Annotated in this window: 15 protein-coding genes; 6 read left to right on the top strand and 9 right to left on the bottom strand. The window is 57.9% G+C overall.

The genetic code is table 11. The features are described 5' to 3' along the window. The first annotated feature begins 377 nt into the window (after nucleotides 1-377). Complete coding sequence (locus tag AACX78_RS19720; RefSeq protein WP_159167171.1) at nucleotides 378-926, top strand: GNAT family N-acetyltransferase; 549 nt, start codon at nucleotides 378-380, stop codon at nucleotides 924-926. 264 nt (nucleotides 927-1,190) lie between these two features. Here the strand turns inward: AACX78_RS19720 and AACX78_RS19715 are convergent, their stop codons facing one another. Further along, nucleotides 1,191-1,589, bottom strand: a complete 399-nt coding sequence (locus tag AACX78_RS19715; protein ID WP_159167170.1) for a VOC family protein — start codon at nucleotides 1,587-1,589, stop codon at nucleotides 1,191-1,193. A 57-nt stretch (nucleotides 1,590-1,646) separates the two neighbouring features. Here AACX78_RS19715 and AACX78_RS19710 point away from each other — a divergent pair, with 57 nt between their 5' ends. Then, on the top strand, nucleotides 1,647-2,624 hold the full coding sequence (locus AACX78_RS19710) for a helix-turn-helix transcriptional regulator (RefSeq protein WP_236556360.1): 978 nt from the start codon (nucleotides 1,647-1,649) through the stop codon (nucleotides 2,622-2,624). 302 nt (nucleotides 2,625-2,926) lie between these two features. Here AACX78_RS19710 and AACX78_RS19705 read toward each other — a convergent pair whose 3' ends face one another. The 4 genes from AACX78_RS19705 to glnK all read right to left on the bottom strand — a co-directional run bounded on the left by AACX78_RS19705 (nucleotide 2,927) and on the right by glnK (nucleotide 5,778). Continuing rightward, nucleotides 2,927-3,559, bottom strand: a complete 633-nt coding sequence (locus AACX78_RS19705) for a porin family protein (RefSeq protein ID WP_005316583.1) — start codon at nucleotides 3,557-3,559, stop codon at nucleotides 2,927-2,929. A 215-nt stretch (nucleotides 3,560-3,774) separates the two neighbouring features. Further along, the gene (locus tag AACX78_RS19700; RefSeq protein ID WP_159167169.1) at nucleotides 3,775-4,080 is read right to left on the bottom strand and encodes a hypothetical protein; all 306 of its coding nucleotides are present in this window, start codon (nucleotides 4,078-4,080) and stop codon (nucleotides 3,775-3,777) included. A gap of 92 nt (nucleotides 4,081-4,172) precedes the next feature. Then, the gene (locus AACX78_RS19695) at nucleotides 4,173-5,414 is read right to left on the bottom strand and encodes an ammonium transporter (protein WP_159167168.1); all 1,242 of its coding nucleotides are present in this window, start codon (nucleotides 5,412-5,414) and stop codon (nucleotides 4,173-4,175) included. Between the two features lie 25 nt (nucleotides 5,415-5,439). Beyond that, on the bottom strand, nucleotides 5,440-5,778 hold the full coding sequence (gene glnK, locus AACX78_RS19690) for a P-II family nitrogen regulator (RefSeq protein WP_159167167.1): 339 nt from the start codon (nucleotides 5,776-5,778) through the stop codon (nucleotides 5,440-5,442). Between the two features lie 496 nt (nucleotides 5,779-6,274). On the opposite strand from glnK, the gene AACX78_RS19685 reads away from it, so the two are divergent. Together AACX78_RS19685 and AACX78_RS19680 are read left to right on the top strand one after the other, a co-directional pair. Continuing rightward, nucleotides 6,275-7,276: a sensor domain-containing diguanylate cyclase gene (locus AACX78_RS19685; protein ID WP_159167166.1), complete on the top strand. Its 1,002-nt coding sequence runs from the start codon at nucleotides 6,275-6,277 to the stop codon at nucleotides 7,274-7,276. A gap of 158 nt (nucleotides 7,277-7,434) precedes the next feature. Next, on the top strand, nucleotides 7,435-7,854 hold the full coding sequence (locus tag AACX78_RS19680; RefSeq protein ID WP_159167165.1) for a hypothetical protein: 420 nt from the start codon (nucleotides 7,435-7,437) through the stop codon (nucleotides 7,852-7,854). 62 nt (nucleotides 7,855-7,916) lie between these two features. On the opposite strand, the gene AACX78_RS19675 is transcribed toward AACX78_RS19680, so the two are convergent. The 4 genes from AACX78_RS19675 to AACX78_RS19660 all read right to left on the bottom strand — a co-directional run bounded on the left by AACX78_RS19675 (nucleotide 7,917) and on the right by AACX78_RS19660 (nucleotide 11,461). Continuing rightward, the gene (locus AACX78_RS19675; protein WP_159167164.1) at nucleotides 7,917-9,911 is read right to left on the bottom strand and encodes a methyl-accepting chemotaxis protein; all 1,995 of its coding nucleotides are present in this window, start codon (nucleotides 9,909-9,911) and stop codon (nucleotides 7,917-7,919) included. 226 nt (nucleotides 9,912-10,137) lie between these two features. Then, nucleotides 10,138-10,488, bottom strand: a complete 351-nt coding sequence (locus tag AACX78_RS19670; protein ID WP_005316566.1) for a hypothetical protein — start codon at nucleotides 10,486-10,488, stop codon at nucleotides 10,138-10,140. A 374-nt stretch (nucleotides 10,489-10,862) separates the two neighbouring features. Beyond that, nucleotides 10,863-11,189 (bottom strand): hypothetical protein, encoded by a 327-nt coding sequence (locus AACX78_RS19665; protein ID WP_159167163.1) that lies wholly within the window; start codon nucleotides 11,187-11,189, stop codon nucleotides 10,863-10,865. 86 nt (nucleotides 11,190-11,275) lie between these two features. After that, on the bottom strand, nucleotides 11,276-11,461 hold the full coding sequence (locus tag AACX78_RS19660; RefSeq protein WP_159167162.1) for a hypothetical protein: 186 nt from the start codon (nucleotides 11,459-11,461) through the stop codon (nucleotides 11,276-11,278). 184 nt (nucleotides 11,462-11,645) lie between these two features. Here AACX78_RS19660 and AACX78_RS19655 point away from each other — a divergent pair, with 184 nt between their 5' ends. Both AACX78_RS19655 and AACX78_RS19650 read left to right on the top strand, forming a co-directional pair. Next, nucleotides 11,646-12,368 carry a response regulator gene (locus AACX78_RS19655; protein WP_005316557.1) on the top strand — a complete coding sequence of 241 codons (723 nt, stop codon included), beginning with the start codon at nucleotides 11,646-11,648 and terminating at the stop codon, nucleotides 12,366-12,368. 10 nt (nucleotides 12,369-12,378) lie between these two features. After that, nucleotides 12,379-13,764 (top strand): ATP-binding protein, encoded by a 1,386-nt coding sequence (locus AACX78_RS19650; protein WP_201302902.1) that lies wholly within the window; start codon nucleotides 12,379-12,381, stop codon nucleotides 13,762-13,764. Nucleotides 13,765-13,810: the final 46 nt, after the last annotated feature.

Below are 13,810 nucleotides of genomic sequence, written 5' to 3'. Positions count from 1 at the left end.
ATTAGCGAAGCGTAATCGGACGATCGCGTAATTGGTCAATCGGGTAATCGAAAATCAGACAATCCAACATCGCATCATAGAAATATCGTTAAACCCGCTACTCCCGAAGTTCCCCCGATTGCCAACGCCATATCCCCGATGCTGCATCATCCCCTCTCCCTTTTGGAGAGGGCAGGGTGAGGGAGCGGGTTCAATGCCCACTTCGCCCACTTGGTAAAATCGGGTAGGGTGCAATGAACGAAGTGAATTGCACCGCTGCTATTTATCTGGCAAAAGGTGTAATGCGCTTCTCTTATTACACCCTACCTACTGACATTAATCTGATGTTCAGGTTAAAGTGATATTATTAAATCTGATTAACAATACTGGAGATTAATATGAGTATTACTTTTGAAAAAGCGACTTTGCAGCATAAAGAGCAGGTCTTGAGTTGGCTAAATAAACCTTACGTCCAAGAGTTTTGGGACAACAGTGATGCCTATCGAGAAGATCTTGATATCTTTATGAAAGGCCGAAAAATAACAAGCCCCTATTTTGATGGAATATTTGATTATTGGATTGGGTGTAAAAATGGTGAGCCATTTTGCCTCATGATGTCAAATAAAATATCGGAAGGTGATGAAATTCCCGATCTCTGGAAATCGTATCTATCAAAAACAGGAAGTACTGTCAGCCTGGATTTTATGATCGGTGAGGAAGGTTTCCTTGGAAAAGGACTTGCAGCAATAGCAATCAACGAGTTCATCACGTTTTTCCGTTCAACAATAGATGCTACAGCGGATACGTTTATCATCGATCCGGAACGAGACAATAAAAAAGCGTTACGGGCGTATGAAAATGCAGGTTTTGTAAAGGCTGGAGAGTTTTTAGCTATTTCTGGTGTTTTTGAAGGTTATGAGACGATACTCATGACGAAAAAAGTTTAAGTTTCGTACTGCTACACATCATGTACATGACCTCAAGATAATTCATTAGGTAAAACACCCTCCAAAGTCCTATTTAGCATTTATTTTCTCTGGTTGGTTTGGCGGGGGGGTTACGCCTGCGCATCCCAACCTTTCCCCTATGCTCCTTGTCGCCATATTTGCTGACTACGGCAATGAGATTGTCCCTCACCTCCAGCCCTTGCGTGGCTGGCGAACGCGGTTCTCCCGTTGGGAGAGGGCTAGGGTGAGGGGCCAATCAAGGGGCTAAACAGTCAGCTCCAGCCGGTTGCCTTCCGGGTCGAGGAAGGTGCTTTCGTAATAGCCGTCGCCGGTCCAGCGGGGGCCGTTCAGGTGTTTGACCTCGGCGCCCTTGAGCAGCTTGAGGCGGGCCGTCATCTTGTCAACCGCCTCCACGCTGCCGAGGGAGAAGGCAATATGTGCCAGCCCCTGCAAGGGGTGCGGCAGACTGGGATCTGCCGGAAAGAGGATGGGGCTGTGCATCAGCTCCAGACTGGCGCCCCCCTCGAAACGCACGAAGTAGGACGAAAACTGTTTGGCCGGATTGTGGTATCGCTCATTCGCCTGCCCGCCAAACAGGGTGCAGTAGAATGTCTTGAGTGCCTCCAGATCCTGTGCCCAGATGGCGACGTGATGTATGTGCATGGCCTGTCTCCTGTGACTTGATACCGACCATGCTATGCTGGGTCTTGAACGTTCGACATGGCTGAGCCCGTCCTGATGATGTCTGAAACTGCCAATCCTGAAGTCATTGACGTCTCCCCCGACTGCCGCGAGCAGATCTGTTGTGACAGTCTGTTGCCCGCCCTTGCACAAGAGCAGGTGTGGCTGGCGGGCTGCTCATGTCTGCGTACCCACTACAGGATCGAGCGTTGCTTTGAGGACGTGCACTGTTTTCTGCTCACCCTGGGGGGCGAGGGGGAGGTGTTGATTGGCGATCGTCTTGAGCGGCTGCAAGTCGGGGAGTGGGCCCTGATCCCGGCGGGCCAGCCGCTCTGCTATCAGCTACCAGAGACGCTATTACCGGAGGGGCAGTCGCCAGAGCCGCCAGCGCCGGAGCCACAACCGGCGGCGAGTGGTGATTGGGATCTGGTGTGGCTGCTGCTGCACAAGGATTCTCCCTGGGATGCCTTCGCCAGCCACTCCAGGCTGGGGTGTACCTCCCAGCAGGGGACCCTGGTTCGCACTATCGAGAACCTCTATGCGGAGCAGGAGCGCCACCAGGACCCGCTGCTCAGTGCGTTGCTGGTAGAACAGCTTGGCTTTTATCTGCGCCGCCTGCTGCAAAAGGGGGAGGTGCAGAGTCGTGGTGAGCGGCAGGCGCTGCGTCTCGAGTTGATGCTCAAAGAATCCCTGACCGAGTGCTGGGACATAGGGCGTATGGCTGACGCCTTGCATCTCTCGCAGCGCCAGCTCTATCGTCTCTGTCAGCAGCACTTCGCGCTGGCCCCCATGGCCTTGCTGCAACGGCTGCGGTTGCAACGGGCCGCTCTCTTGCTGGCCAGCGGCGGCGACTCGGTGAAACAGGTGGCCCAGTTGTGCGGCTTCAAGAACGAGTACCACTTCTCCACCGCCTTCAAGCGCCAGCAAGGTCTGGCTCCCAGCCATTATCGCAATCTGCACCATCCCGCATTTAAAGCCGGATCCGCACGGAGAGGCGGCACTGAGTCGATAGAATAAGCGGCGCACAGACCTGATCGGCAAAATAGCGAAATAGGCGTTGCCTGGCACCATTTGGCGCGGCAACTGAGCTATGTTGGCCCGCATCTAATGAGATGCCCAAACATGGGTGAAGCATGGGGGAAATAAGCCGGGTGAATATCTGTTCGGATCAGGTAACAAAGCCATTGCCGGATTCGGATATAGATCGTCAAATAACCTGAATGGCGGATTTAACTTATATTCTGGCGGATGGAAACCGGGGGAGAAGATCCATTGGCGGGAAAAGCAGGGGGAGATCTCCCCCTGAGGAACAAGATAACTTAGAAGTGGTAACGAAGACCCAGCTTGAACGTATCCATTGAGTGGTGATCGTCACCCAGTGTCAGGGCGCTGAATTGACGCTCATAGCCGATACCGGCAGAGATGCTGCTGTTGAAGGCATAGTCAAAACCGACTTCCAGATTGGGATGAACCCGGCCTTTCGCTTCGTCGATGCGACCCTGCTCGTTCACTCCCAGCGCGGGTATGCTGCCGTTGCCAATCACTTCGACTTCGGTGCGGGTATAGGCGAGGCCAGGTTTGGCGTAGGCAGAGAAGCCATATGCCAGCGGCTGACTGAACTTGGCGGCCAGGCTGATGCTGCGGGTGTCTATGGTGGTGTCAACAAAGCCGGTGGCCACTGAACTGGTGATCCACATCAGCTGGCTCATCTGCTGGGCATGCAGACCACCTTCAATGGCCAGCCAGGGTTTGAAGCTGTAACCCACGATCAGGCTACCGCCATCGAGACGATCGTCCATCAATTTGGCGTCATACGCTTGCTGCGCCATGCCATCCAGATCTGCCTTGGAGGTGATCAGATCCAGCCCTGCATACCAGCCTTCTGCACAGGCGGCAGTGCTGATACCCAGACCGAGCAGGGAGAAAACGAGCGCTTTATTGAAGGTATTCATGGATAAATTATTCCTGTATGCGTGAACTCTGCGTGGTTGAAATACCTCTATCCATGAAGTTTATTTATATTCCCTTTATCCGCCATTGCTGGAGGGCCGCGGATTATAGTCAGTGCATCCGGCAATAACAACCTATTGTCGTCATGGATTTTAATATTATGGAAAATAATGGCAGAGCATCATGTTCAATAAATGACTCATTTAGAGTTTTAGCTTTATTTATATAAATAAAAACAAGGTGGGCTGGCAAGATATAATGGCAGGGGCGAATTTGAATGGCACAAATCTGATTTTATTGAATATTTTCCTTCATCTGTCGGTAATGACATTTCGATCGTTGGTTTGTTTATTGTGCGGATGTAAACAGAGGTCATCATGGGCATGATGGGCATGATGGCGGTTATTCGTTCAATCCCACAGAATACCTCAAGCCCGATAAACAGCGCACCTTTGCCCTGTGTTGAACACATTTTTGCCATTGGCACCACAGGGGCATGACGATGGCGCAGGGCACTGCGCACCCAGGATATTCACACAGCACCCATTTTGGGGCGATAAAAAACAGGGCCGGAGGTTTGCCTCCGGCCCTGTGGCATTGTGCTTGTTCAGTCGGTCAGATGCTGGATTTGACGGTGACGAACTCGGGGTAGGCATCGATGCCGCATTCGTGCACGTCGACTCCCATCATCTCTTCCTCTTCGCTGACCCGCAGCCCCATGGTTGCCTTGAGCAGGCCCCAGACGATGAGAGAAGCACCAAACACCCAGCCGAAGATGACGGCCGCACCCAGCAGCTGGGCCGAGAAGGTGGCGCTCTCGTTGGAGAGGGGCACTACCATCAGGCCGAACAGACCGCAGACACCGTGTACCGAGATGGCGCCGACCGGATCATCAATCTTCAGGCGATCGAAGGCGACGATGGCGTAGACCACCAGGGCGCCGGCCAGGGCACCGATCAGGCTGGCGAACAGCGGGCTGGGGGAGGCTGGGTCGGCCGTGATGGCAACCAGGCCGCCGAGCGCGCCGTTGAGGATCATGGTGAGATCCGCCTTGCCCCAGGTGAGCTTGCTGACCAGCAGGGCGCCGACCACACCGGCTGCCGCTGCGGCATTGGTGTTGACGAACACTGTGCCGATGGCGGTTGCGTCGGCAGCGGTGGAGAGCACCAGTTGCGAGCCACCGTTGAAGCCGAACCAGCCCATCCAGAGGATCAGGGTACCCAGGGTTGCCAGCGGCAGGTTGGAACCCGGTATGGGGTAGATCTCACCCTGCTTGCCATATTTTCCGCGGCGGGCGCCGAGCAGCAACACGGCGGCGAGGGCGGCGGCGGCACCGGCCATATGCACTATGCCGGAGCCTGCGAAGTCGGAGAAACCGGCCTCTTTGAGGAAGCCGCCGCCCCAGGTCCAGTACCCTTCCATCGGGTAGATGACGCCCGTCATCACCACACAGAACAGCAGGAAGGACCAGAGCTTCATCCGCTCGGCCACGGCCCCCGAGACGATGGAGGTAGCGGTCGCCACGAACACCACCTGGAAGAAGAAGTCGGAGTGCAGTGAGTGACCGGCATCGTCAGCCTGGGTGCCGATCAGGCTGCCGAAGCTGGGCAACCAGCCACCGGCGGTGTTGTCCACGTACATGATGTTGTAGCCAACCAGCAGAAACATGATGCAGGCAATGGAGTAGAGCAGGATATTCTTGGTCAGGATCTCGGTGGTGTTCTTGGCGCGTACCAGCCCGGCTTCGAGCATGGAGAAGCCGGCGGCCATCCACATGACCAGCACGCCGGATATCAGCAGATAGAAGGTATCGAGCGCATAGCGCAGCTCTGAAACGGACTTGATCAACTCTTCCATGTTGTGTTCCTCGGTTCCTGTTGTATCAAAGGGCTTCTGCGTCAGTCTCGCCGGTGCGGATCCGCACGGCAGCCTGCAGGTCATAGACGAAAATCTTGCCGTCACCGATCTTGCCGGTGTAGGCGGTCTTGCAGATGGCTTCGACAATGTGCTCGACGTTGTCGGCCAGGGTGGCGATCTCCAGCTTTACCTTGGGCAGGAAATCGACCTGGTATTCGGCGCCGCGATAGAGTTCGGTGTGCCCCTTCTGGCGACCGAAGCCCTTGACCTCGGAGACGGTCAGCCCCTCGACGCCGAGACTGGCGATGGCTTCGCGAACGTCATCCAGTTTGAATGGCTTGATAATGGCGGTGATCAGTTTCATGCAGCTTCCCCAATCCTTTGGTGGTTGACCCTGATCAAAGCAATTAGTGGGCCAAAAGTATTAGTGTTTATTTTCAATACTTTAAGTTTATCTCTGGCCTATTTAGTGTAATGTTTACCCAATCTGGACAGGGCCGCGCCAAAGCGGTGCCCCTCATTGGTGCAATTATCGCCACCTACTGACACGCAGCCGCAGGGGGGGGCCCTGGCTCGGCTGGATGAATCCCTTGTCGACTGGGTGTGCACGGCGCAAGGGCTTGCCTGTGTCATCCAGGATTTATAACCGGACAGACGCAGTAACCTGAACCACACTGGTTGCAGCCGTTGTTCATACGAACCTGACTTCTGCCGATAATATGGCCAATGGCAGGGCAGGTCTGGGCGGGCAAAGAGAGGCGGTCAAGCTGCCGGGTGATAGTCCCCCTCCGCTGTTTTTTCAACAATCGGGCTTGAGCATCCCCGCCACTGTACGGGGCAGAAGAACAAGGATGGTCTTTATGCTGCAAGAGAGTGACACGATCAGGATCTCGGACCTCAGTGAGGCCGTAGTGCACGGCATTCTGGAGGTGGTCAGTGACGGGATCTGGGATTGGAACGTCAATACCGGTTTTGTCTATCGCAACCCGGGCTGGTATCAGATGCTGGGCTATGAGCCCCACTCCCTTGGCAACAACGTCTTCACCTGGGAGAGCGTGATCCACCCCGACGACATCGCACGGGTGATGGCCTGCTTCGATGCCTATCTGACGGGGTCGGCACCCGACTATCGGGTCGAGTACCGCTGCCACTGTCAGGATGGCAGCTACATCTGGATCGAGGATTGCGGCCATATCATAGCGCGCAATCCGGATGGTTCAGTGGCGCGCATGATAGGTGCCCACCGCAATATCCATGCTCGCAAGCTGCTCTATGAACAGCTTGAGTCACGCAACCATTCACTGGAGCAGTTGGTGGCAGAGCGCACGGCTGAGCTGGTTCAGCTCAATGGAAGCTTGCAGCAAAAAGCGGAAGAGAACCGCCAGCTGGCAGAAACCGATGCCCTGACCGGCGCCGCTAGCCGTTATCGGCTCGAGCGGGATATCCAGATGGAGTGCGAACGGGCCAAGCGCTTTCATCAGCCGTTCTCGGTGATCGCTATTGACGTGGATGACTTCAAGCAAATCAATGACAGCCATGGCCACGCCGCCGGGGATCAAACCCTGATCAACGTAGTGGCGCGGGTGCAAAGCCATATTCGCGAGATTGACCTGCTGGCCCGCTGGGGTGGGGACGAGTTCATGGTGGTGCTGCCCAATACCGCTCTTGCTGATGCCAGGCGGGTGGCCGACAAGCTGAGGGCGCTGATCGCCCAGTCACAGGTCTGCGAGCAGCGCGATATCACCCTGAGTTTCGGGCTGGCGGAATACCGGCTGAATGAACCCCTGAGCCAGCTGATGGTGCGGGTGGATAGGGCGCTCTATCAGGCCAAGCTGGCGGGCAAGAACCAGATCGGTGAATAGATGACAAGGGCCTGTTTTCACCGGTTGCCCGGTCGCGACCGGTTGTCGGATTTCTCTCATTTACCCCCCGAATGCGTATTGACCGCGCGATTGCCTTGACTCCTGTTGAGGGCGCTGGTTTGATGCGCGCTCTTTAATCCCCCATGAGACATGAATCGATGAAAAAGAGCATCCTGATTGCCCTGACTGCACTGCCCCTGTTTGCCCACGCCGGTCTGATGGACTCCCTGACTGATACAGTGACCAGCAGTGTGACCAGCAGTGCCAAAGAGATGGCTGGTACCGCCATGGACAGCGCCTCCAACGAAGCGATCAAGAGTGCACTGGACATAAAGGAAGGCGGCTCCAACAAGCAAGCCATCAAGGACAAGCTGGGCGCGCCCGTCACCACCAAGACCGAAGCCGGTCTGGAAGTGTGGACTTATGACCTGAGCGCCCTGAACAAGGCCTCCCCGCTGCTGGCTGAAACCACCAAGACTCTGCTGAAAGAGTCCGAAGTGGCACAGAAGAACGTGGTCATCAAGTTCGAAGGCGAAACCGTCAAGACCCTGAACCTGGCCGACAAAGCCAAGGCTTGAGTCTGAATGACGTGCATGAAAAAGGGGCCTGATGGCCCCTTTTTGCTGGTTGACGTTCATGATCAAACCTTGAAGCGCCGCACCAGGGCCAGCAACTGGCGGTTGGAGCTGAGCAGCGACTCGGCGCTCTGCTCCGTGTTGCGGCCATTTTCCACCAGCAGGTTGAGCATGTCGCGGATGCTCACCATGTTGCGGTTGATCTCCTCTGTCACCCGGCTCTGCTCCTCGGCAGCGGTGGCGATCTGGCTGCTGAGATCGTGGATCTGCACCACTGAATCGGCCATGCCGTCGAGCCCCCCTGTCACCTGCCCAGTGGTATCTGCTGCGGCCTGACAGCTGCGTTTGGTCTGCTCCATGGCGACGACGGCGTCGGCCACCCCCTGAGTGAGGCGCGACAACATGCTGCCCACCTCGGCCGTGCTCTTCTGGGTACGGGCAGCCAGGGCACGCACTTCGTCAGCCACCACAGCGAAACCGCGGCCCTGTTCACCGGCCCGGGCTGCTTCGATGGCGGCATTGAGCGCCAGCAAGTTGGTCTGGGCGGCGATGCCACCTATCACCCCGAGCACGCTGCCGATCTGCTTGGCATCTTCCTGCATCTCCAGCACCTTGGCGGCGGCGAGATCCACTTCGTCGATCAGGGCTACTACGCTGGCGGAGGCCGATCCCACTACCTTGCGTGAATTGGCTGCCTGGCCGTTGGCGGCTTCGGTGAAGCTGGCCGAGTCGCTGGCGTGTTGTGCCACGCTGTCGGCGGTGGAGCTGAGCTCGGTGAGGGCGGTGACCACCTGATCCGTCTCGGCGGCATGTTCACCAAGGATCCGTCTTGCCTGACCCGTCTGCTGATCGAGCTGCGCCAGTTCGCGGGTGATGAGGTCGGTGGCGTCAGTCACCTGCACCATCATCTGCTGCAAATAGGCGATGAAGCGGTTCACCGACAGGGCGATGTGATCCAGCTCGTCATTCCCCTTCACCTGGATGCGGGCGGTCAGGTCGGCATCGCCGGCAGAGAGGGCGTCGATATTCTGTTTGAGGGTCTGCAAACGGCTGCCGAGCTGAGTGATGGCCAGCAGCATCAGCACGAACAGCAGCCCGACCAGGGGCAACTGGATTGCGGCCAGCGTGGTGAGCACGTCCTGGCTGTCCTGGGTCAGGGTGCTGGTTGGCAGGGCGGTGGCCAGCAACCAGGGAGTCCCCTCTATGGCCTGCAGCAGCAATGTCTGTTCCTGCCCCTGATCCTGGAAAGTGGTGCGCAACAGCCCTGTACCCCGGCTCTGGCCGAGCAGGCTGGCGATGGCACCGGCGAAGGGGTAATCGGCGTGAGCCGAGAGGTTGCCCAGCACAACATCCCCGTTCAGACGGGCATTCTTGCTCAGGATCTTGCCGTCAGCCTCGATGATCATCACCTGGCCCCCGATCTCCTGCTCTTTCCTGGCCACCAGATCGTTGAAGAAACCCAGGGTCACATCTATGGTCGATACCCCGAATAGGGCGCCGTTGCGATAGATCCCCATGGCGCAGTTGGTTCTCGGCTGCTGGCTGGCACCGTCCTTGTAGGCCGCCGCCCAGACGCACATGCCCTGGGGAGCCTGTTGCCCCGCCTTGTGCCAGGGCTGTTCGAAGTAATTGGGGGCCTCGGCCGAGTTCCAGTAGGTGTTGGGGATCAGCTTGTTGGCCGCATCCCTGTGAAAGAAGGTGCTGAACTTGGCGCGGCCCGCTTCCCGTTGATCCGGCAGCGGCCAGATGCCGCCGCCAAACACCATGGCATTGCCATATTGATCGATCAGCGCAGGCAGCAGGGCATCAATTTGCTCGCTTGGCAGCTGGGCGACCAGCTGGGTGATGCTGCGGGACTGGCTCTGTACGCCGTTGAGCTCATCGAGGATGTCGGTGGCGATCTCGCTGACCAGCAGTGTCACATTCTGTTCACCGGCCTTTTGCAGCGCCGGCTTGATCCAGATCTGGATGCCGATGACCGTCAGGGCGCACACCAGCACCATGAATCCCACGAAGACGGCTGTATATCGTCCCTTGATTGTTCCCAGACTCCACCCCATAACGACTCCTGTCTGTTGTTGGCACTGTCTTGCGTGACCTTGTTGTTTGAGTCGCCATTATTAGCCATTTCGAACATAAAACGTTTGTTATCGCTCACAGAACCCGGAGCAGAAGATAAGGGAAATGACGGCTCGACGGGGTGATCCCCCTGCCATGAGCCAGTGCGCGGGAAAGTGGAAAAAAGAAAGGGTGGCCGAGGCCACCCTTGTGCTGATTGCGATGCGCTTACTGGTGCGCTTCGGCAAACTGCTTCATCGCGTCGGCGTGCTTGGTCATGCCGTCGGCGCGCAGGTTCAGGTTCTTCACGAATTCGGCTTTCTTGGCCGGGTCTTCGATCCTGTCATAACGTTGTTGCAGGTTGGCCTGGATCTGCTCCGGGGTCATGTTCTGCATGCGGGCCATCTTGTCGTGGCGGCCACCGTGGTGCTTGCCACCTTTCATGCCGCTGCCATCCATGGGGCAATTGGTCATGGCGCCGGCCTGGGTAGTGGCAACGGCTTCGCTTGCGGCATAGGCGCCGAGCGGCAGGCCAAGGATCAGGGTGGCGGTCAGCAGAGTTTTGGTCAGAGTCTTCATGGTATATCTCCTTGCGGATTGAGTTCGGATTCGGCTTGCTCGCCTTGACCTCAAGTAAACACCAGACTGGTGTCTGAACTTTGCCAGTTGAAGCCTATTTTGTAGCAGAGTGTGACATCGGGATCTTGTATTTCACCTTGCTGAAGACGGTAGCGAAAACAGGGGGCTACCCATAGAAGGATGGTTGCCTCCCGGTTAAATTTGTCTGCTCATCGGATCAGGGGAATAAGTGATAGTGGCGGGCCGAAATATATTCAGTGCCGGTATGAACCAATAAAAATACCCCACCGGATGCAGTCTCTGGCGGGGTATTTCTATGTCACCGGTCAGGCAACATCATTATCGTGAGAAAACCACAGGGTGAATAGGTTGGCTCAGCGCTGGCGGCCGCTGCCAACGCTGTAAGGCATGCGATAGCTGTCGCTGTCATCGTTCAGGCTAAGGGTGAGATTGCCCTGGGCTCTCATCGGCAGACGGACCTGCTGCATCCCTTTCAGCTCGGCGGGCACCTGCTTGAGCAGATCGCCGGAGGCGTTGCGGATCATCAGGGTCGGGTTGGCGCTGCTGCTGCTGGCGTTATCGTGCCAGTTGACGAACAGCAGGCCGGGGGCTGCGCTGACGTCGGCCGGAATGGCCGCTTGTGCCATGCCGATGTGGGCCAGTCCGGCCAGTGCAAACAGGGTCAGGGTCTTTTTAATCATCATTGTCTCCTTGGTGTGGCTCGCCGAAGGATGCCGGCGTTGTGCGTCATGGTGTCAGGCGCCGCCCGAACCGGGCGCGGTCTGCATCATGGGGAAGGGAAGTGTGTCTCGTCGGGTGCAGGGAGGCTGGCCGCCGTGATGCCATCGCCATCCGAAGGGGGATCCCGGGTCAGGCGGTCTGTCTTTGCAGCTTGGTGCGGTTTGGCCGCCGCTCTGGCAAGGGCCTCACTGGCGGCATAAGCCAGCATGAAGGGCGTGGTGAGGGCGAGCATTGCCTGTCTCCTGCAATGAGCGAATATGGACGAGCCCCAGTAAACCTTCGCCTTGTGTCTCAATTTTGCCGAGTGACCGCTTTTTTGTAGCAGAGTGTGGCATCTTGCTGATCTGGCACACTTTGACACAAACCGCCCGACAGATTTTCGTATACTCGTGCCAGCTCTAACAGGAGAGGCTCTCATGAACCAAAGCAGCACCCACATTCTGGTCGTCGACGATCACAGCGAGATCCGCGATCTGCTGAAACGCTTCCTGGAGCAGCATGGCCTGCGGGTCAGCTGTGCCCGGGATGGCAAGGAGATGAAGCGGTTGCTGGAAGAGCGGGAGTTCGATCTGCTGGTGCTGGACCTGATGATGCCGGGGGAGGATGGCCTGACTCTGTGCCGGGAGCTGAGGGCGAAATCCTGCATGCCCATCATAATGCTCACCGCCATGGGGGAGGAGACGGACCGCATCATAGGGCTGGAGATGGGAGCCGATGACTATCTTGCCAAGCCGTTTAACCCGCGGGAGTTGCTGGCTCGCATCAAGGCGGTGATGCGTCGCACCAACGTCGAGCCGCAGCCCGCCCCAGAGACCCTGACCCGGGATCTGCGCTTCGATCGCTGGCTGCTCGACATCAACCGGCGGGAGCTGGTGGATGAGGAGGGGGTGGGGCTGAGCCTCTCTACCGCCGAGTTCGACCTGTTGCGGGTGTTTCTGGAACGTCCCCAGCGGGTGCTGAGTCGGGATCAACTGCTGGATCTGGCCCGTGGCCGGGAGGCTGTCGCCTTCGACCGGGCTATCGATACCCTGGTGAGCCGGCTGCGCCGCAAGCTGGAGCGGGATCCCAAGAACCCCGAACTTATCAAGACCATCTGGGGTGGCGGTTACCTGTTCGCCGCCGATGTGACCCAGGTGTGACCTCGTGGCCATGATCAAGCGATTGTGCTCCCGCCTCTGGCCCAAGGGGCTCACCGGCCAGATCATACTGGTGGCGCTGGCCGGGTTGGTGTTGATCCAGCTGCTCAGCATCCAGATCTACCGCTCGGATCGGGAGGAGGCGCTCGGCTACATCAACAGCCGCAATGCCATGCAGCGCATCGTCTCTGTGGCGCGTCTGCTGGCCCTGTCACCCCCCTCGCTCTACGACGAAATTCTCAAGGCGAGCCGCAGCGATACCCTGCTGCTGCGCCTCTCTGACGAGCCGCTGCAACCGGAGAATCGCAGTCCCCGTTTCGAGCAGCAGGTGCGTTCACGGCTGGGCTATCCGCCGTCACTGATGGTGGAGATCAGCGCCGAGCTGAAGCAGGATGCCCAGCGCAGCCGCGCCTGGAAACACCACTCCCGCATGATCAAGGACCGCAAGGGGATGCCGCCACCGCAGGACATGCGGCTGTATGGCTCCATCCAGTTGCCGCGCGGGGGCTGGCTGCAGTTCAGCTCTCTGGTGGACAAGGAGTCGTCGAGCTGGTCCTGGCAGACCACCTTCAACCTGATGCTGGTAGCTAGCATGGTGATTGGCCTGATGATCTGGCTGTTTCGTCGGGCGACCCGGCCGCTCAAACAGCTGGCCGCCAGTGCCGACCGGCTGGGGCGTGGCGAGGATATAGAGCCGCTCCACGAAGAGGGGCCGACCGAGATCCGTGAATCCATCCAGGCGTTCAACCGCATGCATACCCGGCTCGACCGCTTCGTGCAGGACAGAACCCGGATGCTGGCGGCCATCTCCCATGACTTGCGCACCCCCATCACCAGTTTGCGGCTAAGAACCGAGTTTCTGGCCGAGGGAGAAGACAAGGAACGCATTCAGCAGACCCTGCAACAGATGGAGCAGATGCTGGCGGCCACCTTGAGCTTTGCCCGGGAAGAGGGGCAGCAGGAGGCGACCAGAGAGCTGGATCTGGTCAGTCTGCTGGAGAGTCTGTGTGACGATTATGCCGATACCGGTCAGCCGGTGACTTGCCTGGTGGAGGGAAAGCAGGTCTATGCCTGCCGCGCCAATACCTTGCGGCGGGTGCTGCAAAACCTCATCGGCAATGCCATCAAGTACGCCGGCAGTGCCGAGGTATCGCTGGAGCGCACCGAGAGTGAGCTGTTGATCCGGGTCTGCGATCGGGGGCCTGGCATAGATCCTGAACGGCTGGAAGATGTGTTCAAGCCGTTCGTGCGACTCGATGAGGCGCGCAATATCGAATCCGGTAGCGTTGGGTTGGGGCTCTCCATCGCTCGCACCCTGGTACACCAGCATGGGGGCGAGCTCACCCTGCACAACCGGGAGCAGGGTGGGCTGGAAGCCAGGATCAGCCTGCCCCTTTAACTGTTGTCGAGGCTGTATGAGGAGGGCGCCCAGGTGGCGCCCTCCT

Source organism: Aeromonas sp. 9A (assembly GCF_963900955.1).
GTDB classification, from domain to species: Bacteria; Pseudomonadota; Gammaproteobacteria; order Enterobacterales; family Aeromonadaceae; genus Aeromonas; species Aeromonas salmonicida.
Note: the sequence above shows the minus strand (reverse complement) of the source record. Positions and strands in the feature narration are given on the sequence as shown.